This is a genomic window from Flavonifractor sp. An92 (assembly GCF_002159175.1).
Lineage (GTDB): Bacteria > Bacillota > Clostridia > Oscillospirales > Oscillospiraceae > Pseudoflavonifractor_A.
The window spans coordinates 46,175-71,148 of record NZ_NFGZ01000003.1 but is presented as its reverse complement, the minus strand read 5'-3'; the positions used below and the strand labels follow the sequence as shown (position 1 = coordinate 71,148).

The following is a 24,974-nucleotide window of genomic DNA, read 5'->3' as shown; positions in this document are numbered from 1 at the left end:
CCCCCTTAACCCACGAAGATGATCAGCAGGGCGGTGATGAAGCCGAAGATCGCGGTGCCTTCCGCCAGGGCGCAGCCCAGCAGCAGAGCGCTGTTGATCTTGCCGGAGGCCTCGGGCTGGCGGGCAATGGCCTCACTGGCCTTGCCGGTGGCGAAGCCGATGCCGATGCCGGCGCCGATGCCGGTGAAAACTGCGATAGCAGCAGCGATGATACCCATAGACATAGTAGTTTCCTCCAATCAATGAATCACGTGGTTTTACTCTTCCTCTTTGATGCCCTCACCGGTGAACAGGGTGGTCAGGAACACAAAGACAACGGTCTGGATGATCCCGTCAAACAGATCGAAGTAGATGCTGAACACCGCCGGCAGGACCACCGGAACGACGAACTTGAGCATCTCCATGATGATGAACGCGCCGAGAATGTTGCCGAACAGCCGCATACACAGCGCCAGGGGCCGGATGGCCACCTCCATCAGATTGATGGGCAGCAGCAGCGGCATGGGCTCGGCGAACTTCTTCAGCCCGCCCAGCAGCCCGTTGTACCGGAACTGCGCTCCATAGATGAGCAGCATGCTCATCAGCGCCAGCGCCGCTGTCACACTGATGTCCTTGGTGGGCGGCGTCAGGCCGAAGATCCCAATGACATTGGACAGGGCGATGTACAGCGCCACCGTGCCCAGATAGGGGGCGAAGGACCGCCAGTGGCTGCCGATGTTGGTCTTGACGAAACCGTTGAGGAACGATACCGCGCTCTCCAGCGCCGTCTGTACCTTGCCCGGCTCCCGCACGCTGAGCCTCCTGGTGAGCAGGAGGGTCAACACCATCAGCAACGCCATGATGATCCAGGACACCACCACCGACTCCGCCACCTGGATACCGCCCAGCAGCGGGATCGTGAAGGCGGTGTGGTTCCCCAGCTCTTCCACCAGGGATTCCTTGAATGCATCCAAACACATCACCTCGTTTTCGCGTGGGCTATCATACTCCTTCCGCCGGATTTGTGTAACCCTTTCGAAAGTAAAAAAAGTATCGAAACCGAAGGTTTTCCCACAGCCAAAAACTGGGCCCCTCCCCCACCGGTTTGACAGCCCTCCCGATTTCCCCTATACTGATAGAAAAGGAGGCGGAACGCCATGCATGTACAGGCCAGACCTTCCATCCGCTCCCAGCTCATGTGGCTGAGCCTGGTGATCGTGGTGGTGTCCATCACCCTGTCCCTGATCGGTACGCTCTATTTTACCCTCAACAGCGAACAGGCCGCCCTGGACAACAACCTGCTCAACTCCGCCTCCATCCTCTCCCAGGTGCCCCTCATCCAGGAGGCGCTCCAGGGGGAGCTGTCCGAGGAGGACCTGGCCTCCTACCTGGACGAGACCATCCGGCACACCTCCGACATCGACCTGATCCTGGTGGGCAACACCGAAAAGGAGCTTCTCTACGTGCCCGACCACGACCTCATCGGCACCACCTACACGGGTACCGCCCAGGAGCAGGCCCTGCTGGGCGCCGCCCCCCATACCTCCAACGAGACCGGACCCATGGGCTCCGACCACTCGGCCTACGCGCCGGTGCGGGACAGCAGCGGCCAGGTCATCGGCTTCGTCATCGTGGGCGTCTACTTCCGCAGCATGGCCCTGGTGTCCCTGCGCCTGGCCGCCCAGCTGCTGGCCGTGGGCGTGGTGGCCGCGGCCCTGGGGTGCCTGCTGGCGCTGCGCCTGTCCCAGCGCATCAAGCGCTCCCTTCTGGGCTATGAGCCCGACGCCTTCGCCCACCAGTTCCACCAGCGGGAGGACATCCTGGACGCCCTGGAGGAGGGCATCCTGGCCATCGACGGGGCGAAAAACGTCATCTTCCTCAACACCGCCGCGGCAGCCATGCTCTCGCTGGACCCCAAGACCGTGCTGGGCAAGCCCCTCCACGAGGTCTACCCCCGCTCCACCCTGGACCGCATCCTCCGCACCGGGCAGGCCGAGTACAACGTGAGCATGAGCTCCCTCAAGGACATCCGCGTCCTGGCCGACCGCCTCCCCCTCTACGAGGACGGCCGGCTGGCCGGGGCGGTGAGCATCTTCCGCAACCGCACCGAGCTCACCCGGCTGGCCGACGACCTGACCGGTGTGCGCCACATGGTGGACGCCATGCGGGCCTACACCCACGAATTCATGAACAAGCTCCATGTGATCCTGGGCCTGTTGCAGATCGGCCAGCCCGAGCGGGCCCAGGAGTACATCATGGACACCACCCAGACCCAGCGCAAGGGCGTCAGCCGCATCATGAACCAGATCCATCAGCCCTCGGTGGCGGCGCTGCTGGTGGGCAAGACCAGCCGGGCCAACGAGCTGGGCATCCGCCTGACCCTGGACCGGGAGAGCACTCTCAGCGAGGAGAGCCCCTGGCTCCCCCCCGACGCCTACGTCACCATTCTGGGCAACCTCATCGAAAACGCCATTGAGGGGCTCAATCAGTCCCGGAGCGGCTCCAAGGAGATCACCGTCAGCATCCGGGAGAGCGAGGAGAGCCTGCTGTTGTGCGTGGAGGACACCGGCCCGGGCATCCCGGCCGAGTTGCAGCAGACCCTCTTCCAGCGGGGCGCCACCACCAAGGGCAAGGGCCGCGGCACCGGCCTCTCCCTGGTGTGGGAGGTAACCGAGGCCTATCACGGCCAGATCCGTGTCGAATCCGAGAGCGGCGTGGGTACGTCGTTCTTTCTCAGCTTTTGCCGGGAGGAGGAATCCCCGGCCGTCAAGGAGTGATCGCATTGTACCGCGTTGTCATCGTGGAGGACGACCCCATGGTCTCCCTGCTGGACCGCACCTTTACCGAAAAAGACCCCCGCTTCCGGGTGGTGCAGACCTTTTCCGACGGGCGGTCCGCCCTGGAGTGGCTGTCGCAGAACCCCGCCGATCTGGCGGTGGTGGATGTGTACATGCCCCTCTTCACCGGTGTGGAGCTTCTTCACGCCCTGCGGGAGCGGGACATCCCGGTGGACGCCATCATGGTCACCGCCGCCAACGACTCGTCCACCGTGGACCAGCTCCTGAAGCTGGGTGTGGTGGATTATCTGGTGAAACCCTTCACCTTTGAGCGCTTCCAGCAGGCGCTGGACACCTTCTGCCGCCACCGGGAGGCCATGGCCGGAGAGGCGGTCACCCAGGGCGCGCTGGACCGGCTCTTCGCCCACGGCGGGAGCGCCGGGACCGGTGCTCCCAAGGGCATGCAGGAGAGCACGCTGGAGCGCATCCGGCAGTGCCTCGCCTCCGCCCCGAAGGAGGGGCTCACCAGCGAGGCCGTCTCCCGCCAGACCGGTCTCTCGGTGGTAACGGTGCGCCGTTATGTCAACTATCTGGTGAAGCGGGGCGAGGCGGCCAGCACGGTGAATTACGACACCGGCGGGCGGCCCTGCCGCCTCTACCGGCCCCAGAATTAAAACACGGCCCGGGCAGACGTTTGTCTGCCCGGGCCGTGTTGATTCTTTTAGGAAGAAAGGACCTCTTCCAGTTCCGTATTCAGGGCGGGGATCAGCTCCTTCTCCAGGCGGTCCAGCCGCACCAAGCGGAGAAGCACCTCCACCGGCTCCCGCTCCTCTGTCCCGCTGTGAAGGCGCAGGCCGTCCAGCTCCCGGACGCCCTCCTCGCCGGGGTCCGGGTAGAGCAGCACCATCCGGGACGCCCGGTACTTCTTGCCATAGGCGTACATCTGGTAGAGGTCGGCCTGGGCAATCCCGTTGCCCTGCTTGGTCCGGTCCAGCTTCTTCCACTTGGTGTCCATGACCACCACATGGCCGCTCTGACGGTGTCGGGCCACAATGTCCGGTGTCAGGCGGAATTTACCTTGCCCATCCTGATAAAAGAGATGGTGGCGGTGTTCCTGGGTGGAGATGCTCCACGCGGGCAGGCATCGCTCCAGCTCCCCGGCCACGTAGTCCTGAAAGATCCGCTCCATGGGGAAGAGCACCGCCTGAGTCCCGTTGTCGCCGGAGTAGGTGGTAAAGCTCTCGTGCTGGAGGAAGAGGCGGCACCAGCTCAGGGCGCAGTCGTAGCGCCGTACCGAGCGCTCCCCTGTACAGCGCTGGAAATCGATGTCCGGATGGGCGGAGAGCGGAATGGCATCCATGTCGTCCAGCAGACCCCGGACCTGCCGCTTCAATTCCAGGGAGCCGGTCCGCCGCCCCACCAGTGTGAGGGCGGTCTTGAGGAGCCGGTTCTCCGGCCGGTCCTGGTCGAACACCTCATAGGTCACATAGAAACGCTCCCGGTGGGCCAGATTGTACCGCAGATGGCCGTTTGTCTCCAGCCGTCCCCTTAAAAAGGGCTGGTTTTCGGTGTGGGGGTGGTAGCCCGAGGCCAGGCCCTGCCGCACCAGGCGGCGGGCCTGCGCCACAAAGGCGTCATAGAAGCACTCCAGCATATCCTGCTCCCGGCGGTCCAGTCCCGTGTGGGTGGAGGGCCGGGAGGGGATCACCCCGCAGCTGGTCAGCATATGGAAGAAAAACTGCCGGGTCCGGTCCCGTCGCGCCTCCTCATCCTCCCCTTCCCAGCTCAGGTGCAGCTTGGGGAGGATCTCCAGCTTGAAATCCCCGGGAAAGGCAATGAGGCCCACGTAATTGGAAGCGGTGACATAGAGAGCCCCCTTCTGGCAGCCCATTTTCAGGCCGCAGGGAATCTTCTGCTCCTCGCAGTCCCCGATGTATGCCTGGATGGCCGAAAAATCCCCTGGTTCCAGCCGTCTGTCCCGCTCGCTGAGGCGCTCGTACTCCAACAGACAGACGGTCTTACTCATCTGCGCTGCTCTCCGGATCGGCCTTTCCCAGAATCGACTGGTAAGCGCTCACCCGCCGCAGGGCTGCCCGGTCCACGGTATAGAGCAAGGGCGTCTGGCTGCTCCGGCGGCCCGGTATGCTCTGCGCCAGCCTGCTGTTGGCCGGTTTTGCCCGGATGATCTGCTTGCCCAGGACCCACGCCAGCATCGAGTCTTCCTCATAGAAGAACTCCTGCAGCAGAGGGATCACCTTCTGCTCCATCACGTCGGCCAGCATGTCCATGGTCTGTACATCGAGGAAATAGGCGTGGCCCAGGGTGTGTTCCCGGTCCAGGGCCAGCTCCAGGCGCTCGTTGAGCTTCTCAAGCAGTTCATCCAGCTCCAGCTTCTCCCCCTTGGCGTCCTGCACCTCCATCCCACGCAGACAGGTGGGGTCCGGGGCCATGAACCGGAAGGCAAAGCGGCGACGCAGCGCTGTATCCAGCAGCGCCAGAGAGCGGTCCGCCGTGTTCATAGTGCCCAGAAGGTACACGTTTGCCGGCACACAGAAGGTTTCGTTATTATAGGGCAGATGGACCTTCAGAGGCTCAGAGCCTCCCTCCCGCTTGGACTTCTCGATGAGGGTAATGAGCTCGCCGAAGATCCGGGAGATATTGCCCCGGTTGATCTCGTCGATGATGAAGATGTAGTGCTGCTCCTGGTGCTCCCGCGCCTGATTGCAGAACGCCACAAAGCTGCCGCTGCGGACCTCATAGCGCAGCTCGCCGCTGTCGCCCTTCTCCCCCTCCATCACCGGGCGGATGCCCTGCACAAACTCCTCGTACCCGTAGGACTGGTGGAAGGTCACCATGTGCACCCGACCATCCTTCTCCAGCGCCTGATACTCGTTGCAGATGTCCTCATAGGGCTCCTTCAGCACCTTTTCCAGCGGTTCATCCCGGGCGATGGCCACGGCGTAATAGCGGGTGTGGTAGGTCTTGCCGGTGCCCGGCGGGCCGTAGAGGATGGTGTTCAACTCCAGCTCACAGCTCTCTGTCCCGGACGCCCCGTCTCCCTCCTCGTCGCCGTCGGCGCTCTGATTCGCTCCGGAGGAAGGGGCCTTCTGCCCCACATTTGCTCCGGAAACCGTCTCGGTATAGAGCTTCAGCTCCAGGTCAGGGCGCTTTTCTTTCAGTGCCTTGGCCATCAGATGGATACGGCCCACCAATGTGCTGGCCGGGCTTTTTTCCGTGTACTCTCTGCGGGAATTGAGGTTGGTATAGACGTAGAGCTCCGGCAGATGGGAATAGGGCGCTTTGTTCCACCGCGCGTATCGCTTCGGTTCGCCGGTCATCTCCGTTTCCGTCCGCACCGCGTAATTGGGTCCCTGCCTCAGCAGATAATCGGACAGCCAATTGGTCCAGTCCGGCTCCTCCTTCAGGTAGTCCTGCAGCATCTGAAAGGTGCGCAGATAGGTGGCCGTGGCCTTAGCCTTGCAGTTGTCGGCTTTCATGCACTTGTCCAGTACGCCGTTCTTATAGATCTCCAGCTTTACGGCCCGGGTGTTGGTCCAGCTCTCCATCTGAGGGAAATCGGTCAGCGTCCAAATGTTAGAGGTATTCTGTCCCATGCCTTGTTCTCTCTCCTTTTCGTCGTTCTGTTCCTCCCCTTGGGACTGTGGCGGGTCATCCTCGGAAAACAGCGGAATCAGCGCACCGCCCAGCGGGATGGAGCACAGCCAGGCCTCCCCCGCCGCGCCCATGCCCAGCCGCTCCAGCACCAGGGTATAGGCCCGGATCTGGGGGGCGTACTCCGCCCGCAGCCGCTGCCGGTAGGCAGCTTCGCTCTCGCCGGGACGAAGGCGGTCGGTCTTGTAGTCCACCACCAGCCAGCCCTCCGGCGTCTGGACCGCCAGGTCGATGACTCCCTGCACGTCCAGCGTCTCCGGCGGGATGCTCCCCATTTTCAGATGGGCGGTGATGTGCGCATAGAGCGGGTCAGTCCGGTCGGGCACATGGAGGTAGAAAGGCAGCTCCGTCCAGGGCGTCCCGCGCCCCAGCACGTCCCGCAGCGGGCTGTCGGGCCGGTCCAAGAAGGCGGTAGCCGCCGCTGCCGCCCGGCTCAGATCCTCGGCCAGCGCCTCGGGGGCGATGGGCTCCCCATTGGCCAGATACCGGCGCTGTGCCGCCGTGAGCGGGACCTCCGGAGGGAGGGTCTCCCGGACTGCCCGGGCAGCACAGGAAAGGCGGCTCTCTTCTCCATAGTCCCCACGGTTCACCAGCAGCTCCAGCGTCCGGTGGACGATGGTGCCCCAGTCCGGTCCGTAGGGGTGGAATGGTCCTTCCGAAGCGGGCGCTTCCTCCCGGGGTTCCGGGGCGGAAAGGCTGGCTTCGGCGGCGGAAGCCCCATCCTCCTCCCCGCCCGCAGGCGGGGCCGGGTGGTCCAGGCCGCTGGGAGTGATGGCCAGGTCTCCGCTGGGCGGGAGGGCGGTGACCGCCGCTTTCAGTGCCCGGTCCCAGGCCCCGTCCGGCAGCACCGGACACACCGCCGTCAGCTTGGGCGTCACCCCGTCCGGGTCAAAAAGCGGCGCGGTGGAACACCCCAGCGGGGCATCCTCCCGTTTTAAGGGAAGGGCCTGGATGCTCCGCCAGAAATCGGTGTCTTTGGGCTCTCCGTCCGCCCCATTCGGCAGACGGCAAACCAGCAGCAGCTCCTTGGCCCGGGTGGCGGCCACGTAGCGCACCCGCTCCGCCTCCGCCCGATGGGCCGCCTCCTCCAGCTGCTCCAGCCGGTCCCAGTCCGGCGGCATGGCGTGGATCGCACAGCTGCTGCCATCGGGGAAAAAGTTGGTCTCACGGGCGGCAAACCAGCCTTTCCCCTCCTGAATATGGGACATGGGGGCCCGGTGGCGGACGGAATAGCTGGTCAGGATCACGATCCGGCTCTCCAGGCCCTTGGCCTTGTGGAGGTTCATCACCCGCACCCGGTCCTCTCCGGCGTCCAGGGGAAGCGCCCGCTCCATCTGGCTTTCCGCCAGGGAGACCGCGGCGCGCAGTACACTCTGGAAGGTCTGCCGGGGCAAGCTGCGCAGCTTCTCCAGGTACTGGCACACCCAGCCATAGTCCTCCCCGTCCCGTGTCCCGCCGGGCCACAGGCCGTAGTCGCCCCCAAAAAGCTCCTTCAGCAGAGCCACCGGCGGCAGGCTCCGGGCCAGGCCGGTCACCCGCTCCACCACTTTTAAAGCGTCCAGCAAAGTCTGCTGCTCCGGCTTGACCTGGGCGCGCAGGGCTTCCAGCTCTTCCGCTCCGGCATAGCGCAGCTGCCGCAGGCTCTTGCCGGTCTGCTGTTGGAGGGCGTAGAGCCCCTCCGGCTCCGCGCCGAAGCAGCTGTGGAGCACCTGGTAGAGGGCCACATCGTCCCCGCTGTGGAGCAGAAGATCGCACCACTCCGCCGCACGGCGGATGGGGACGGTGTCCCCCAGGAAATGCTGCCCGCTCAGCTCGGTGGGGATGGCCCGGCGGCACAGGGCCTCCCGGTACAGATTGGCGTCCTTCCGCCGGGGCGTGAGCACCAGGAAGTCCCCGAAGCGGGCCTTGCCGTCCCGCACGGCCTGTTCGATGAACGCGGCGATCTGAGCGGCGCACTGGGCATCCCCTTCCGACACAAAAGAGCGAAAACCCACGTCCGATTGCCCGGCGCCCGCGCCAGCTGCCTCCATCTCGGTAAAGGCGGCCTGTCCGTCCCGCCCGGTCAGCAGAGGCCGGAAGGTGGCAGTCACATCTGTGCAGATGCGCCGGGTGCTGCGGAAATTCTGCCGCAGTACCGCGATGGTATAGCCGCCGCTCCGGGCCCGCTCCTCCTCAAACAGCTGGTGTACCTGGTTGTAGATGTTGAGGTCTGCCCCCCGGAAGCGATAAATGGACTGCTTGGGGTCCCCCACCAGAAAGAGGCTCCCCGGACGGGGGTGGCATTTCGTCCAGTCGGCGGAAAAATCCTCCTCCGGCGTGGTGAGGTAGAAGAGGATCTGGGCCTGTACCGGGTCGGTGTCCTGGAACTCGTCCACGTAGAGGACCCGATAGCGGGAGCGGAAACGACTGCGGGCCTGCCGGTCGTCCCGGAGCAGATCCCGGGTGCGGCGGAGCAGGTCGTCGTAGCTCAGCAGGCTCCGCTCTGCCTTCTCTGCCTCAGCCGCCGCCAGACAGCGGCGGGCCGTCTCCAGGATGAGCGCGTGGCACACACGGCCCGCCGCTTTGGAGAGGCCATCGCTTCCCTCGCAGCTCTGGAGAAAGGCGATGGCGGCGCTCACCATGCGGCAGGCGGGCTTCTGTTCCCACTGCTCCAGTTCGGTCTGCGCCCGACGGCTCTGCGCCTCCAGGTCCCGGATGAGCGCCTGGACCAGGTCAGTCTGCCGCTTTTTCTGCCGCTCTTTTTCCAGGGCTTTTCGCAGCTCCCGCAGCTGCTTGGCCGCGTCCAGATACCCCTTCCAGGCGTCCAGCACCGACGGGTCCTCCGCCACCAAACCCTGGAGGTCGTATTTCCGGGTGTCTGCCCGCCCGTCAGGCCGCGTGCCGCCGCTGAGGACCTTACATGGCTTCCCATTTCCCCGCCAGAGGCGGTCCATCCGGGCGTTCCACATCAGAGCCTCCCGGACGGTGGTGATTGCGTCGGCCGCAAGGGCCTCCCCCAGCCAGCTCCCACGCAGAGGGTGAGGCTGGGCGTCGAAATGGCGGTGGAGTTGGGCACGCAGGCTCTCCGCCTCCCGGATCAGCTCCCCGCACAGGGCATCGTAGGCCGGGGAGCCCATGGAAATGCCCTGGAGCTCCACACCGCTATGGCGCATCCCCTCCCGAAACGCTCCCTCGGCCAGACGCCAGGAGAGGCCGTGCTCCTCCAGCGGGGCGAACCACGCCGGGTGGGCGCGATAGCTCTCCCGGAAGAACTCCCGCTCATAGGCACTGCTCTCCTCCTCGTCCATGACCCGGGCGTCCAGCCCCAGGCCGGCCTGGAGGGGCATCTCGGTGAGCAGCGTCTGGCAGAAGCCGTGGATGGTGCTGATCTGCATGGCCTCCACCTGATGGTAGAGCCCGTCCAGCCTCTGCCGGTCCACCTCGTCCTGGGCCGCGTCCCGCGCCTCCCGCAGGGCCCGGGTCACCCGCTCCCGCAGCTCGTTGGTGGACTTGTTGGTGAAGGTGATGGCCACCACCTCCTCCGGCCGGCAGTGGCCGGAGCGCAGCTGGTTCACGATACGCCGGACAATGGTGTAGGTCTTGCCCGCGCCGGCCCCCGCCTCCACCAGCCAGTTGGTCTGAAAACTGGAGTCGTCCCCCTCCCCCATCAGGTGGTTACGCAGTTCCGGTTCTGTCATTGGTCATCCCTCCTCCCCACAAAGCTCCCGATAGGGGCAGAATGTGCCGCAGGCCCTGTGGTCAGCCCGCTCCTTGTCGCTGCCCGGCTCCAGGGCCGTGCCGTCCCAGGTAAAACAGGGGTGTTTCGTCCGGCAGCCCTCCGGAGCACACAGCCAGTCCAGGAGAGCCTCCAGCTTGTTTACGCCGTCCCGCAGGCTCTCCTCGGTCTGGGGATAGACCAGCTCCCGGTCCTCTTCGCTCTTGAGGAAGAGATAGCCCGCCTGGGACACCCGGGCCCCCTCCACCAGCAGGGCCTGAGCCGCCAGGGTGTAGAGCAGCGGCTGGACATAGCGCTGGGGGTGGTCCCGGTACTTTTTGCTGTCGCCGGTCTTGTAGTCCACCACGGCATAGGTGCCGTCCGGCAGCCGGTCCAGCCGGTCGATGCTGCCCTGGATGTGGATGGTGTACTTGCCGATCCGGATGGGCAGGCCGCCGTCCTCCTGCCCGAAGGCGTACTCGGTGCCCGCCACCTGGTGGGCCGGGTCAAAGTCCCCGATGGCCCGCTCGATGTACAACCAGGCCCGCTCCACATCCGCGGCCATCCGCTCCGGCGGGGCGGGGGGCTCCGTCGTCCGCAGCTCCGCCGCCCGCTCCTCCAGCAGTGCTCTAGGGTCCAGAACAGTTCCATCCTTCACAGCGCCGAAATAGTCCTCCAGCACCTGGTGGACCAGGGTACCGAAGGGCCCCGGCTCCAGCCAGCGCTCCAGAGGGCGGCGCACCGGCTGGGGCTGGCGCAGGTTCAGCACATACTCCAGATAGAAGCGATACGGACACTCCAGCGCCCGCTCCAACGCTGTGGCGGAAAAAACGTGGCGCTCCACCCAGGCGCGCAGATCAGGGAAGGTCACCTCGTCGTGCTCTTCCGGCTCCTCCACCACCTCTGCCTCCTCCGGCGAATCCCCACTGGTGGGGACAGGAGCCGGAGCTGCCGCTGTGGGAAGGGGCGGCATGTCGGGAAATCCGAAAAACTCCTCTGTCCCGCCGCAAAGGGCCAACAATTCCTCATAAAAGGGGGCTGGGGGCTGCTCCTGGAGCTCCGCCACCGTGAAATCGGGTCGGATGAGGACTACCTCTCCCTCCCACCCGGAGAGCAACCGCTCCAGGGCGGCCCAGGGTGAGGTCCCTGTGCGCTCGGGCAGCCCCAGGGCCCGCCGCTCCTCCCGTGACAGGAACGGCGAGTACGCAGGCCGCTCTTCCAGGCTGGACTGGTCCAGGCCCAGGACGTAAAGGGTCCCCGTCCCGGCGGTGGGGCACTGTTCCAGACTGCCGCAGTAGAGGATATTCCCGCCGGGCGAGCCGGTCAGGTAGCGGCTGTCCCCCACCACCCGGAGCAGCTCCTCCAGAATGGAGCGCTCCGGCTGAGGCTCCAGCTGCTCCAGCAGGGAGCGGGTGTGCAGTCCCGCCGCCGCCGACTCCCGGGAGGTAGTCTGCCACCGCTCCAACAGCAGCGTCCGCAGCGCCTCCTTCTGACCCGTTCCCGGCTCCAGCGCGGCGAAGAGCCGGGCAACCAGGTCCTCCCAGTCCCGCCGCAGGGCAGTCAGCTCCTCGGTGTCGTCCTCCTGCGGGGCCCACACCAGAGCGTAGCGCTCCTTCTGCCAGCAGATCTTCCGGCGGCGCAGCTCCTTCTGGAGTCTCCCCTTCCCCGCCACCCGGAACCCGGCGCAGCTGAGGAGCGGAAGGAAGCGCTCGGCCTCATAGCCGCTCTCCCGCCAGTCCGAAAGGCCCTCCAGCAGGCCGAAGAGGGCACTGTGCCGCAGGGGGATGCCGCCATCCACCGCCACGGGGACCCCCAGCCGGAGGCCCTCCCGCCACAGTGAGAGGCCGTAGTCCGGTCCGGTCACCGCCACCACCGAGCGGTCCAGAGGCTCTCCCCGCCTGGCCAGGTCGGCAAAGAGCCAGCGCAGCTCGTTCTCCCGGCCCCGGCAGCGGACAAAGCGGCAGCGGCCCTTCAGGCCCTCAGCCAGCGGGACCACATCCCGCTCCGGCACCGGGATCACTTCCGCCGCCCCGCCGGTGAGCCGCTGCCAGAGCTGCTCCTCCAGCGGGGTGAGCTCCACGGTGGACAGCCGGGCATATTGCTGAGCGGGTACGCCGATCTCGTCCCGCTCCAGCTTCTCCAGGGCCAGGCGGTAGAGGGCGGGCCGGGTGAGCAATCCCCGCTCCGCCAGCTCCTTCCGCAGGGTTGCCCCGAAGGACAGCAGGCTCCTGAGCAGGGGCTGGTCCTCCGTGGGGACCGGCTCACAGCAATGGAGCTCCAGCTCCTCCAGCAGCCGCCACACCGCCCCCGCCGCGCCGGGGGTGCGGAAGGCCGGGCGGGCCAGCAGCGGGTCCTCCGTCCGGCTCAGCAGCCACGCCACCTCTTCCTCGGTCTGGAGCCGGGTGAGAAAGCGCAGCTTCTCCCCGCCGCACAGCTCCAGCGCCAGGGTGAAGAGGGAATGGGCCTCCACTCCCACCACCAGGACCCCCCGGCGGGCGCACTGGGCCAGCAGCCGCCGCCCCACGCTCCGGGAGAGGGCCAGCAGGAGCCGGCGGCGCAGAGGCCGCCCGCCCACAAAGGCGTCCAGGTTCTCCCAATTCGATTCCATGGCTCTTCCTCCTTCCCAACTGCCCACAGCGGGATGTTATGCCCTCACTTTCTCGGGCTTCAGGCGATCCTTATTCCAGTCCGTTTCGGGGCGCTCAAAGGGATGGCCCCGGTAAATGGTGTAGTAGTAGTCTGCATCCAGGTCGGCCAGCAGGCAATCGTTCCACACCACGCTCTCCTCGGTCCGGCCATGGGGGGTCTTGCACCAGCTGGGAGAGAGTGTGCCGTCCTGCTGGACCGATTGGAACTTCCAATAACATTCGGCGTAATAGGCAACGCCGTTAGCCCCGTCAAAATAACTCCAGTTGTTGGTATACTCCTTCGGGAACCACCAGACCGGCTTCGTGTCCAGGATGGGGCTGTTGGGCGCCAGCTTGCGGGGCACCAGGGGGAGCATGCTTTTCTGGAACTTCTTGGCCTCTTCATCCCAGCCCCGGCGCTTCATCTCCATCTCCCGGGGATGGGTCCACATGATCTGATGGTCAAAATCGAAGAAGCAGGGCTTTCCATAGCCCGTCCAGCCATTTCCCTGCCAGAGCAGGCTGAATGTCCCCGCTTCCAAATCAAAGCGAAGGCTGGCATCCTGTTCAACCATCTTTCCGTCCTCGTTCCGGTCCAGCAGCTCGCCGTCCAGGTACAGGAAGTTCCGGTCCAGCAGCACCCTGGAGTATTTCAGACACAGGATCCGCTTACCCTCCACCTCCGGCTGTTCCATCTCCCACACCCGGATCTCTCCGCTCTCCAGGTCGGCACAGCGTAGAACAAGGTCCTGATCCACGGTTCGTCCAAGCTCTTCGTCCTCCACTTCTGTATCGCTCATGACCACCGCCCAGCGCCCGTTGAGCGCGTAGGAATATCCGGATTCATAGCCCGCCTCCATGGGGATCTCCAAAAGAGGCTGCTCTGACACGGTCTGAAGCCGGTCGTCCAGGGTGCAGAGCACCGCCTTCTCCGCATCCTCGTCCTCCCGCAGCACCAGGACATGCTCCTCGGTCTGGGCCGCCGCCACCGGATGGAGGTCCTCCCGGCACAGGGCGTTCATGTCCCGGTCCACCCGGAAGAGGGTCCCCATATTGTCCGCGAACACCACCGCCCGGTCGCTGACCGAGCAGACCCGGTCCCGGCTATACAGGCCACGCACATCGGGGTAGATGGTTTTCTTCCGGGGTGCCTCCGCCTTGGGGCTGGCGCTGGCGTCCTTCCGGGGACGGCCCGGACGGCGCTTCTCCGGCGCGGCCGCCTGCACCGGTGTGCCGCAGGCAAAGCAGAATTTGTCCCCCGCCATCAGCTCTGTCCCGCACTGGCGGCAAAAGAGAGCTGCCTGCACTGCCGTCCCGCACGAAGAGCAGAACTGCGCCCCCTCCCGCAGGGACGCGCCGCACACACGACAAGTTTCCATTTGAATGTTCCTCCTCATTTAAACTTGACTCTCTTCCAGTCTCGTCTGCTGTTCATAAAACTGCTTCTCCCGCTCTTTCAGGATCAACTCCCGTCCGATCAGGTCGCGCTCCATCTCCCTCCAGGACAGGCCGCTGGACTTGAGATAGTGCCCGGCACACCGCTCCAGATATGCCGTCAGCTCGTAGGCGTCCAGAGTGGCGCTGCAGCCCAGGTCCTGAAAGTCCAGCAGCGCTTTTTCCTCCTCCACGTTCTCTTCCAGGATCTCCATCTCCGCGCCCTGTTCCAGAGCCAGACGGACCTTCCGCTTCTCCTTCCGGTTCCACACGGGCCAGAGGGCCTCGAAGCACTCATAGACCAGCGGGCTCCACGATCCATCCCCCATATACCAGTCGTAGCCCGCCTCGGTGGCCCGGAAGGCGTAGTCCAGACAGGCCTGGGACAGGTTGGCCTCGGCGTAGTCCCGCCGCACCCGGAGCATCTGCTGGTCCACCACATACAGCCAGGGAAAAACTTCCCGCTCCACTCCCGGTCCGGGGTCCGGCCCACTGCGGATGAACTGGTCCTCCAGGTCCCACAGAAGCGGAACACCCCCCATTGTGAACGGGACCACCCGCTGGCCCGGCTCATAGGTCAGCAGGCAGGGCTCAAACTGCATATCCTCGCTGCCAAGCACCGGCCCCCGCATGGGCATCCAGGCCACCGTCAGCTCCACCTCGCCCGGACGGCAGACCAATTGGTTGGCGGTAAACCAGATGCCGTCCCGTGCCGCAGAAAACTTATTCAGGTCAATCCAGTCAAACGGCTCCCGGTACGCCCCTGCTTCCGCCGTGTCCGGAAGAAAGAGCTGCTTGAAATAGGATTTGGGCCAGACACGCGCCAGGTCCACTTGCTCACACATCGGTTTCTCCTCCTTCTTGCTGATTCCAGCGGTAGCGGACCGGCCGGAAGAGCAGGTCCGCGGTCCGCAGGGGCTGGGTCAGCACGTTCTGGCGCTGCACGCACCACAGCAGCAGCCGTTCCAGATCCTCCTCGCAAAAGGCACGGCCCCGGTAGGCCCGCAGGTGGTCCACCACCCGGTCCAGATCCACCTCCCGCAGCTCCAGCCCCAGCTCCGCGCCCAGGACCCGCAGCACCCGGCAGAGGTATTCCTGCTCCGGGCGGCCCACCCGGCAGACCTGATACCCGGCGCAGAAGCGCAGCTCCTCCACCCAGGCCTCGTCCACCTGTTCCGGCTTCAGAGAGAGAAAGCAGTGCGCTCCGCTCCCATGGGCGTCAAAGAGGGCCTCCTCCATCCGCCGCTTGTCCGTCTCCGTCAGCGGCCGCCCCTCCGGCGCCTCCAGCATCAGCGCGCCGGGACGGTGAGGCAGGCCAGCCGGCAGTCCCCGGTCCAATCCGGCGGCGGTGACCACCGCCAGCACCGGCCCTTCGCAGGTGTCCGCCGGTTCCACATCTCCGCTCCACCTCTTGCAGGCCAGGGTGGCCAGATGCACCGCCGTCTGCCGGGCGGCGTACCGGTCCTCGGTCAGCAGAATGACCTGGAGGCTGCCGCGGGCCTGCTCCAGCAGGCGGAGGGGCCGCACCTGGGAGAGGTGTGGCGCTGCGGCAAGGGAGGCCATCAGCGCTTCTTCGCTCCGCCAGTACAGCAGCCGGTACCAGACCGCCTCCTCCAGACGGAAGCCCGGGTAGCGCCCCCGCTGGACCAGATCGGCGATGGTTTGATTGGAACTCAATGGGCGCGCCCCCTTCCGGTAATATTTTTGTCGAATTCACTCAAATCGCACTTCGTATTATAGCGGCTCTTGCGCAAAAGCACAATGTGTTCCAGCGAAAAATTTCGCATTTCGATATAATTGTTTGGGCGCTCAGACGCAGTAATTCCGATCCCGGTGAGGCAGTTCCGCCAGGACCAGCCCGGTGAGGGCGGCGGCCTCCTGCTCCTGCAGGGGCTCCAGCAGCTCGTCCACTGCCGTTCCCTCCAGATACCCCAGCTTCAGCGCCCGCTTCATAAGCGCCACGCTGCCGCTCTGGACGATGTGATAGACCAGCGGATTGAGCTCCCCGTCCTCCCCAGGCCGGACGCGCAGATCCACAAAATCCAGCAGCGCAGGCAGAAGCATCCGAAGCGCCTGATCCTCTCTACAAAGAACACCGGTGTCCAGCCAAACGCCGCAGCACTCCTTCAACAGCGCCAGCAGCGCTCGCTGCTCACCGGAGGGCTTGCCCTTGAGCCCGTCCAGGATCTCCCCCTCGCCCAGGTCCACCGGCTCCTCCCGCAGAACCAGCGCCCGGCGCAGCAGCAGAAGATCCTCCGGCGTGCCGCGCATCAGCTGCAGGGCCTTTTGCAGCAGCACGCCCCCGCTGCACAGCTCCGGCCGGTCACGCAGCAGCAGCTTCAGCCGCTCATAGACCTGCTGCCGCTCCTCCTGCCACCCCTGGAGATTGCGGTGCTGATCCCGGGTCCGTTCGATCCGCTCGGTCAGGACCCGGGCGCCGATCTCCAGCTCGGCCGGGCCATACACCCCGCGCTCCAGCCAGCGGCTCAGCTGCTCCACCGGCGCCACGTCCATCTGGGCCGAGACCCAGTTGTGCAGCTGGCTGGCCGGGGACTCCATCCCCCCGTCCTCCGCGCCGTCCCGGAACAGCGGCAGCGTCTCCACGCCGTAGAGCTGCTGGGCCACCCGTTCGGCCGTCCAGCGCCGGGTGACGTCCGGCAATGACTCCCGGTCGGCGTAGAGCCCCATCAGGGTAAGGCGGCGGAGGGATTCACAGTCCTGCTGGTCCCGCTCCTGCCGTTCCAGCAGCAGTTCGGCCTCCTTATAACTGCCGCCGCCCACCGCCGCCCCCAGCGGCGACAGGTCCCACGCCTGCCCGAAGCCCTGCACCCACAAAAAGCTGCCCGGCTCCGGACCGGCGGCCACCAGCCCCCGCTCCAGCAGCCGTTCCAGGTGCTCCTTCCTCCCCACCAGAGCCGCCGCCGCGCCCAGCGAGCCCTCCAGGGTCAATTCCCGGCACGTGCCCGCCATCTCATGGGCGTGGAGGGTCCCGGTGAGCCTGGCCAGATCCACCGTCTCACCCAGCACGTCCAGCAGCCGCTCAAAGAGACGGGGCGTCCGCTCCAGAGCGGCCGTCAGCAGCTCCCAGGCCGCCGTCTCCCCGCGGGGGAACTCCCCCCGACGCAGCATGGCATAGGCCCTGGGATAGTTCCCGAAATGGACCGCCTGCATCAGCGGGTCAAAGAGCAGGTCCAGATCCGTATCCATCGTCAGCACGTCCATACCCTGTTCTCTCCTCTCTAAAATCCGATGGTCCGTACCAGGCGTCCCTCCTCCGGCCGGACCGAGTGCTCCAGTAAGCGCCGCCGGGCCTCCTCCAGATCGCCCGGGGTGAGGACGCGGGCAGGCTCTCCCGGCATGTCCAGGGTGCGCAGGGCCAGCTCCTCCACCGCTGCCTCCAGGAGGCGGCGGGCCTCCCGCCCGTTTCCGAACTGTTCCCCGCACTGGCGGCGCAGCTCCCGGAAAAAGGGCGCACAGGTCTGCCGGTAGGTCTCCGGCAGGCGATAGCCCCGCCGGGCAGCCAGATAGGCCAGGATGTCGCAGAGTTCCTCCTCCCCATAGGGTTTGAAGTGGATGACCCGGGACACCCGGCTGGCCAGACCGGGATTGGAGGCCAGGAGCCGCTCCATCTCCCGGCCGTAAGTGGCAAAGATGACCACTGTGTCCGGGTTGAGCTCCATGTGGCGCACCAGGGCGTTCACCGCCTCCACCGCGTAGGGGTCCCGCCCCTCCTGATCGGCCAGCAGAGCCCCCGCCTCATCCAGGAAGAGCACGCCCCCCTTGGCCTGGCGGAAGAGCTGGGCCACCTGGATGGAGGTCTGACCCAGATAGGCCCCCACCAGCTGCTCCCGCCCCGCCTCCACAAAGGCTCCGCTGCCGCCGCCCTCCTCTTGGAGGATGCGGGCCACCAGCCGGGCGGCCACGCTCTTGCAGGTGCCCGGCGGCCCACAGAAGGCCAGGTTGCAGCACGCCGGTGGGACCTTCTCCCCATAAAGGGACCGGCGGGTATCGTGGGCCCGCAGGGCCAGGATGCGCCGCAGCTCCTCTTTTACCTCCGTAAGGCCCCCCAGACCGTCCAGCTCTTCCAGGCCCCGGCGTGCCTCCGGCCGGTAGGGCTGCAGGAGGAGCTGCCCGGTGCCGCAGGGTCCGCAGCGCCGATGGCGGACCAGGTCCACCAGGGTGGCCAGGTCCTCCTCCCGGAAGTGATCCCCCCGGTAGGCCCGCAGACCCCGGATCACCTGGGGCAGGTCCACGTCCTCCGAGAGCTCCACCCCGGCCCGCCGGGCCAGCTCCGCCAGCACCCGACTGTGGTAGTCCACATCGTTAGCCGGAAGCGAACAGACCGTAAAGCCCCACTCGAACTGGAGGTCCTGCACCAGCTCCGCCGGAGCCTCGCCGGCCGGGAGGGCCAGAAAGAGATCCTTCTCCTCACGGGTCGCCAGCACGGGGAGCATCTGCTCTCCGTCCACCGTCTCTCCCCGCCGGGCATACAGCAGCACGTGGGCTCCCTGTCCCACCGCCTCCCGGAGGTCCGGGCGCGGGGGCTGGCCGGGCACCGGGGGCTCCAGTGCCTTCAACGGCACCGACAGCAGGTGCTCCCCCTCCGTCCCCACCTCCGTTTGCAGGAGGCCCAGCAGCTCCCGCAGCTCTCCGTCCTCCTCGCGCTCCTGTCCCACCGACGGGCGGGCGCTGAGCATGGCCGCGCACTGCATGGCGCAGGACAGCTCCTCCCAGAGGAAGAGCACCCGCAGCGGCCTATTTCCCTCAAAGAGAGCCTGGGGCACCGCCCGATAGGCCGGAGCCTGGGCCATGGCCCGCTGCATCGCCGCCCACTCCCCCACCGGCGGAAATGCCGTGCGGCAGACCCCGTGGCCCATCCGCCGGGTGGGAAGGGGGCAGTACACCGCTCGCTCCATCTCCACACGCTCTTTCATGCCGACCTCCTGATTCCATCACACTGCCCGCCGGGCGGGCACCTTGGGTTGCTTGCCGTAGAACGCCTTCCCGGCCCGGTTGAACTGGGGGGTCTCCCGCAGACTGATGACCTTCTGACAGACCGGGTCCCGGGTGACCCCCTCCAGGAGGTAATCCAGCTGCGGCCGGCCGGAAAAGCACTGCTTGCAGAAGGCCACGCTCCGCTCCAGAAAGGCGCAGGCCCGGTCCACCGCGCCGTTGCGCCCGGCCAGCGGCCCATCCCGGAAGGCCCGCCGCAGTGCTTCGCCGTCCTCGTCCTCCCCGCAGTGCTCCAGGTACTCCAGGATGAAGTCCCGGACATACACTGGACTGTCCTCCGCCCTCCGGCGCAGCTCCGCCATACAGTCCCCGCTGGCCAGAGCCTCTTTCACCGCCGGATGGAGCTGGTCCAGTTCCTCGGTCCGGTCCCACCCCTCCCGGCACAGGCGCTGGACCTCCCGCACCAGCCGGGCCGTCAGGGCCCAGGCATCCTGGTCGGGGAGCTCCCGGAGCTGGGCCCACACCGGCTCCAGGCTCTCCCCCCGGTCCAGCAGCTTCACCGTCCGGTTCAGCAGCGCCTGGTTCCCCTTGCGGTAGTAGGTCATGAACTGTCGGGCGATGCGCTCGCACTGGAGCACCTGGCCCACCACGGTCTGGTCCACCTTGGCCCCCTGCTCCTCATAAAAGTGCAGCTGGAGGGAGAGGTCCTCCCACGCCCGGGGGGTGACCACGGCGGCGAAGCCCTCCTCCTTGCCGTAGAAGCACAGGTCCTCCGGGTGGCACTCCAGATAGGAAAGCACCGCCGGATGGACTCCCCGGGGCACCATGTAGGCCCGCCAGTCCTTCAGATCGGCCCGCAGCCAGAGCATCCGCAGCCGGTCGGCGGTCACGGCGTCCAGCCCCTCCGCCGAGCGGTTGTAGGCCCCGGGATTGCCCGCCGCCACCAGCATCCAGCCATCCGGGATGGCATGGGTCCCCAGGGTCTTGTTCTGCAGCAGCTCCAGCATCACCGGGTGGAGCGTGGCCGAGGCGGCGTTGAACTCGTCCAGAAAGAGGATGCCCTCCCGCTTGCCGGTGCGCTCCATCTCCCGCCAGATGGCGGCGATGACCTCGCTGACGGTGTAGCGGGTAGTGCTCACCCGCTCCCCGTCCACCACCTCCTCCCGCAGGCTGGGCAGCCCCAGCAGGGACTGCCGGGTGTGGTGGGTGATGGAGTAGGACAGGAAGGCCAGGTCCTCCTCCCGGGCCACCTGCCGCACCAGCTCGGTCTTGCCCACCCCCGCCGGGCCCATCAGGCACACCGGGCGGGCCCGGCGGCGCTCCAGCCGGTAGACACCCTGGGCGTCCTTGGCAAAATACTGCTTCACCGCCAGGCGCAGCTGCTCCTTGGCCTGCGCCACCGTGATGCACTTCTCACTCATAGCTCTAAATCCTCCTTTAACCGGTATTTCCTGGCCCAGTTCGGCACATAGTCTCCTCCGCTGCCAAAGCCGGACCAACCGTCCTCCTTTTCTTCATCCAGCAGAACCACCACGGGGTAGCCCGGGGCCCGGCGGGGAAAATCCCCCCAGCCGTCGGTGAAAAGCAGCAGCCCCAGCACGTCCTCCCCCGTCTCCTCCCGCCATTTCTTCACCCAGCGGAACACCGGATGGAAGTCGGTGCCGCCGCCGCCCCGGAAGATGCCGCACTCCGCCAGCCCCTCCGGGTCCAGCTCCAGGTCCTCCAGGACCCGGGCGCTCTGGATCTTGCTGTCGCACTGGAGCAGGGCCAGCTTGCCCCGCCACCGTCCCCGCAGGCTCTCCAGCACCTGCAAGGTCTCCCCCAGAAAGCGCCGGGCCACCGCTCCGCTGCAGGACCCGGAGGTGTCCACCGCCACCACCAGATTCCCCCGCACCGCCCGCTCCGACTCCTCGCCGGGCTCCACCAGCGGGTGATCCTCCAGCAGATCCAGGCCCACCTGGTAGAGGATGGGGTCCAGGCTCAGCAGGTCCTCCTCCGGAGCGGTCCGTGGAAGGCAAAGCTCCTCCAAAAGCGCCCGGTAGGAGATCCCTCTGCGCCGGTCCGGCTCCAGCGCCTTCTCCAGGGCTCCCGCCAGTGTGTCCCAGGATGTACCGCCCATGGTGCGCAGGCCCTCCAGCACCAGACGGCCTGCCTCCTGCCACTGCGCCGCAGCTTCTCCGGGAATCTCTTCCCCTCCGTCGGCCTCCGTTCCTTCCGCGCGCCAGAGGCTGTGGTCGTCCACGGTCGGGACCTCTCCCCCCTCCTCGTCCGCCGCCAGGTGCTCCTCCAGGCTCCGGTAGGGCAGACCCAGCCAGTCCCACAGCTCCGGTACATAGTCATTCAGCTCCTCCCCGGCGAAACGGAGCACGTCCTGCACGTTCCGGTCGGCAGCCCGGTCAAAGGCTCCGGCCTCCTCCCGGTAGCCCCGGGCCTTGCCGATGTGGCCCATGATGCCGTGGATGGTGATGTGGAGCAGCTGCCGGATGGGTTCCTTCCGGTCTTTCCGGAAGTCCGCCACCACCGCGGCCGGGTGGTAGTAGAGGTGTTTCCCATCGGTATGCATCCCGCAGGGGACCTCCACCGGCTTGTTCCGGAGCAGATAGAGCGCCGGCAGCAGGGGCGGCGCCGCCCGGCCCAGGCTCTTCCGGGCGTAGTCCAGAATGCGCTCCGCCCCCTCCTCCGGCGTCAGGCGCTCCTTCTCTTGCTTCATGTCCGTTCCTCCTCTCTCCGTCTGACAGGGCCTATGATACCATCCGCGCCTGTCCAAATTCTGCGCGCGTCATTGTTGGCCGGGATTTTTTATGTTACAATGGTCGAAATTCACCGAAAGAGGTGTGTCCCTTGTCAGAGCGTCAAAATCAGGTCTCCGACGGCGTCGGCCGGGGGGATTATCACAAGAAATACGACACCATGGACGAGATCTTCCGGGCCCTGGAACACGAGGCCAAAGCCTTCTCCCCCGAGAGTGCCGTGGGGGTGAAGGAGCTCTCCACCCTTCTGAAGAACTGCGGCAATCTCGCCAAGCCCCCCGCGCCCCGTACGCTCTCGGAGCTGCTCTCCCGCCTCTACCACGAGGGGCTGTTCCGGGAGGACCCCTGGGAGGGCCGCCAGTTCCCCTGGCGGCTGGAGTGCGTGCTCCGCTCCACCGCCGGAGGGGTCACCTCTTATGAACCCCTGTGCCAGTGGGAGGCGCGCCATCCGGACCAGTCCCCCAACCGGGCCATGCTCTATTATCTCGAGAATGTTCTCACTCCGTCGGAGTGGAAGATGTTTGCCGACATGGTGCAGGTCTACCCCTACATCAGCCTGGAGCACAGCCGGAAGTTCCTCCGGGTGCTCAACCGCATGAGCCGCCGTCCCGTGCTGGACCTGGAGGACCGCTACACCTTCCGCCGGGCCGGTGCGCTGGACTTTGCCCTGCTGGAGACACTGGACACGGCCATCTATAAAAGACGCTGGGTGCGCATCACCTATGGTGAATACCGGCTCCGGCAGGAGGGCGGGCGGCTCAAACCGGTCCTGGTCCCCCGGGCCCACAACCCCATCGACCTGGGACCATACGCCCTCATCTGGAGCAACGGCTACTACTACCTGGTGGGGTTCCACCGGGAGCTGGGCGTCCTCAACCTGCGGGTGGACCGGATGCTGGCAGTCGAGCTCCTGACCCAGACGGTGGAACGCCCCGCCTCCTTCGACCCCACCGTCTACCGGGACTGCTCCCCCGTCATGTACGCCGGGGAGCGGCGTAATCTGGTGCTGCGCTGCCGGGACGCCCTGCTCAATGTGGTGCTGGACTTCTTTGGGCCCTCGGTGCGCTTCTTCGACCAGCGGGACGGCTGGTTCTCGGTGAGCCTCCATGTGCCTCCGGAGGGGGCCAAGCTCTTCATCCGGCAGTACATCCACAGCGTGGACGTGGTCAGCCCGCCGGAGCTGCGGCAGGAACTGGCGGAGGAACTCCGGCAGGCTGTGGCACGGCTGGAGGGAGCGCCCCTTACATAATCAGAAGCCGATCGCCCCGCTCGTCCTGCGGGCGTCCCGCCGGGTCTCCTCCCAGAGCTCTGCAATGGCACCCTCTACGTCCTCCAGCTCCACCCGGCACAGGGTCTCCCGGTCCTCCACCGGACCGCAGGCCAGCCGCCGGGCCATGTGGACCTTGGTGCGGTCAGCCAGGTTCCGGGCCTCCCGGCAGTTTCCAAAGTCTCGCTCCCCCACCCGCCGGGCAAAGTAGTCCTCCGCCAGCGCCTGGGCCTGAGGCGGGAGGCGGTACTGCATCCCCTCCAGCATGGAGCCGTAGACCCGGGCCAGCTCGTCGGGCCGGAAGTCCTCGAAGTGGATGTGAAAGCCCACCCGGCTGCGGATACCGGGGTTGGCATCAAAAAAGCGGCCCATAGGGTCGTCCCACCGGTCCCCGCCGTACCCGGCGAAGATCACCAGGCGGTCCTGGCCGTGCTTCTCCAACTCCACGCAGAGCTGGGAGAGCACCTCGCCGGAGAAGCCGTCGCCCCCCTGCTCTCCCTCAGCCAGGGAGTAGGCCTCGTCCAGCAGAAGGATGCCGTAGTCCTCAAACGCCTCCTTCACCTTGGGCGCGGTGTGGCCCACATACTTGCCTTTGAGCTCCACGGCGTTGATGCAGAGCATGTCGGTGTTCTCCAAAAGGCCCGCACGCTCCATCTGCTTCCCCAGCCACTTGGCCCAGGTGGTCTTACCCGTGCCCGGCGCGCCCAGGAAGGCCATGCAGTAGTGCAGCGGATCCCGGGGCAGGCCCAGCAGCTCCCGCTTTTTCTGGAGGGCCATCTGGGCCACTACGCTCTCCAGCTGCCGTCGGACCCCCTCCTGGCCGATGAGGTCGGGGAGGCCGGACGGGCTCTCCGCCTCGCTCCGCTGCAGGTGCTTCAGGAACGCGAAGTCCTCCAGGCGCAGACCGGAGCGGCGGGGACCGGAGCGACGGAGGCGGGCATAGGTCACCGCTTTGAAGATGGTGGCGTTGTCCAAGTCGCCCCGGTGGCTCTGGATCTGGTGGAGCACCTGCCGGGGGGTGGTCCCCCGGGCCAGCCCCACCCCCTGTTCGGAGAGAGCCCGACGCAGGACGCCGGTCTTATAGGGCGTGTCTGCTCCCGGGGTATGGAGATGGAGCGGTACGCTGCCCAGCGAAAAGCCCACCTCCTCCATGGCCTGGCGGCAGCGGAGCTGGAAAAGGCCGTCCTCGTCCCGGCCCATGGGCATCCAGCCGATGATGAGACGCTGCTCCTTCATCTGCTCCAGTACCGGCAGCGCCATCACAAAACCCATGCCCAGCTGAACGCACAGGGGGGCGTTGGGCTGGCGGACCCACCAGGGCGGGCCGCTGTGCTGCCGCTCTCCCAGGTAGCGGAGGCCCCCGAAGAAGCCAGTTCCATCCTCCTCTTCCCGGTTCAGCGCCTGGTCGTGGAGCAGAGGCAGATAGCGCTTCACATCCAGCTCCATTTCCTCATTCTCCTCGTCCTCCTTCCGGCTCTGGAGGAGGTGATAGGTACCGATATAGGTACAGGCCAGCTTCAACATCTCCTCGCTCTCCCCATAGAGAAGATAGAGCTTCCGCTCCGGAGAGAGCGCCCGGCGCAGCTGAGCCAGATGGGGCTGGGCGTCCAGCTCGGCCAGCAGCTCCTCCAGGGTCAGGTCCTCCGCACAGCGCAGGCAGGAGACCGTCTCGTCCTCCAGGTGCTGCTTCTCCTCCCGGGGCAGGAGCAACTGTACCGCTCGCTTTTTCATATCCGTTCCACCTCTCGTCGTTCATCGTGGGCCCATTGTAGCGCGTGGGCGGTGCGAATTTCTGCGCGCGGGTTTTCATACGCAAAAAAA

16 protein-coding genes are annotated in these 24,974 nt (G+C 66.3%); 3 read left to right on the top strand and 13 right to left on the bottom strand.

Annotation, left to right across the window (positions count from 1 at the left end):
* Positions 1 to 5: 5 nt before the first annotated feature.
* Together atpE and B5G43_RS03400 are read right to left on the bottom strand one after the other, a co-directional pair.
* Positions 6 to 224, bottom strand: coding sequence for an ATP synthase F0 subunit C (atpE, locus tag B5G43_RS03405; RefSeq protein WP_087259071.1), 219 nt, complete (start codon positions 222 to 224; stop codon positions 6 to 8).
* 33 nt (positions 225 to 257) lie between these two features.
* A complete protein-coding gene (locus B5G43_RS03400) occupies positions 258 to 959 on the bottom strand; it encodes a F0F1 ATP synthase subunit A (RefSeq protein WP_087259070.1) in 702 nt (233 codons plus the stop codon).
* Between the two features lie 177 nt (positions 960 to 1,136).
* Here B5G43_RS03400 and B5G43_RS17535 point away from each other — a divergent pair, with 177 nt between their 5' ends.
* Both B5G43_RS17535 and B5G43_RS03385 read left to right on the top strand, forming a co-directional pair.
* Positions 1,137 to 2,756, top strand: a complete 1,620-nt coding sequence (locus B5G43_RS17535; RefSeq protein ID WP_206405000.1) for a sensor histidine kinase — start codon at positions 1,137 to 1,139, stop codon at positions 2,754 to 2,756.
* Between the two features lie 5 nt (positions 2,757 to 2,761).
* Positions 2,762 to 3,430, top strand: a complete 669-nt coding sequence (locus B5G43_RS03385) for a response regulator (protein ID WP_087259068.1) — start codon at positions 2,762 to 2,764, stop codon at positions 3,428 to 3,430.
* Between the two features lie 47 nt (positions 3,431 to 3,477).
* On the opposite strand, the gene B5G43_RS03380 is transcribed toward B5G43_RS03385, so the two are convergent.
* The 10 genes from B5G43_RS03380 to B5G43_RS03335 form a co-directional block, all read right to left on the bottom strand.
* Positions 3,478 to 4,782, bottom strand: a complete 1,305-nt coding sequence (locus tag B5G43_RS03380) for an McrC family protein (protein WP_087259067.1) — start codon at positions 4,780 to 4,782, stop codon at positions 3,478 to 3,480.
* Positions 4,775 to 10,105 (bottom strand): UvrD-helicase domain-containing protein, encoded by a 5,331-nt coding sequence (locus B5G43_RS03375; protein WP_087259066.1) that lies wholly within the window; start codon positions 10,103 to 10,105, stop codon positions 4,775 to 4,777. The genes B5G43_RS03380 and B5G43_RS03375 overlap by 8 nt, the downstream gene beginning before the upstream one ends.
* A gap of 3 nt (positions 10,106 to 10,108) precedes the next feature.
* Positions 10,109 to 12,730, bottom strand: a complete 2,622-nt coding sequence (locus tag B5G43_RS03370) for a PD-(D/E)XK nuclease family protein (protein ID WP_087259065.1) — start codon at positions 12,728 to 12,730, stop codon at positions 10,109 to 10,111.
* A 36-nt stretch (positions 12,731 to 12,766) separates the two neighbouring features.
* Positions 12,767 to 14,128, bottom strand: coding sequence for a zinc ribbon domain-containing protein (locus B5G43_RS03365; protein WP_158097347.1), 1,362 nt, complete (start codon positions 14,126 to 14,128; stop codon positions 12,767 to 12,769).
* 18 nt (positions 14,129 to 14,146) lie between these two features.
* Positions 14,147 to 15,028 carry a hypothetical protein gene (locus B5G43_RS03360; protein WP_140397578.1) on the bottom strand — a complete coding sequence of 294 codons (882 nt, stop codon included), beginning with the start codon at positions 15,026 to 15,028 and terminating at the stop codon, positions 14,147 to 14,149.
* Entirely contained in the window at positions 15,021 to 15,860 is an 840-nt protein-coding gene (locus B5G43_RS17000; protein WP_140397577.1) for a hypothetical protein, read from the bottom strand. Before B5G43_RS17000 ends, B5G43_RS03360 begins: the two co-directional genes overlap by 8 nt.
* A gap of 132 nt (positions 15,861 to 15,992) precedes the next feature.
* Positions 15,993 to 17,405 carry a hypothetical protein gene (locus tag B5G43_RS17945; RefSeq protein WP_087259061.1) on the bottom strand — a complete coding sequence of 471 codons (1,413 nt, stop codon included), beginning with the start codon at positions 17,403 to 17,405 and terminating at the stop codon, positions 15,993 to 15,995.
* Between the two features lie 17 nt (positions 17,406 to 17,422).
* On the bottom strand, positions 17,423 to 19,117 hold the full coding sequence (locus B5G43_RS03345) for an AAA family ATPase (protein ID WP_087259060.1): 1,695 nt from the start codon (positions 19,115 to 19,117) through the stop codon (positions 17,423 to 17,425).
* A gap of 18 nt (positions 19,118 to 19,135) precedes the next feature.
* Entirely contained in the window at positions 19,136 to 20,557 is a 1,422-nt protein-coding gene (locus B5G43_RS03340) for a MoxR family ATPase (protein ID WP_087259059.1), read from the bottom strand.
* Complete coding sequence (locus B5G43_RS03335) at positions 20,554 to 21,846, bottom strand: VWA-like domain-containing protein (protein ID WP_087259058.1); 1,293 nt, start codon at positions 21,844 to 21,846, stop codon at positions 20,554 to 20,556. Before B5G43_RS03335 ends, B5G43_RS03340 begins: the two co-directional genes overlap by 4 nt.
* A 131-nt stretch (positions 21,847 to 21,977) precedes the next feature.
* On the opposite strand from B5G43_RS03335, the gene B5G43_RS03330 reads away from it, so the two are divergent.
* Positions 21,978 to 23,135: a WYL domain-containing protein gene (locus B5G43_RS03330; protein WP_087259057.1), complete on the top strand. Its 1,158-nt coding sequence runs from the start codon at positions 21,978 to 21,980 to the stop codon at positions 23,133 to 23,135.
* Here the strand turns inward: B5G43_RS03330 and B5G43_RS03325 are convergent, their stop codons facing one another.
* Entirely contained in the window at positions 23,136 to 24,884 is a 1,749-nt protein-coding gene (locus tag B5G43_RS03325; protein ID WP_087259056.1) for an AAA family ATPase, read from the bottom strand. It lies immediately after the preceding gene.
* Positions 24,885 to 24,974: the final 90 nt, after the last annotated feature.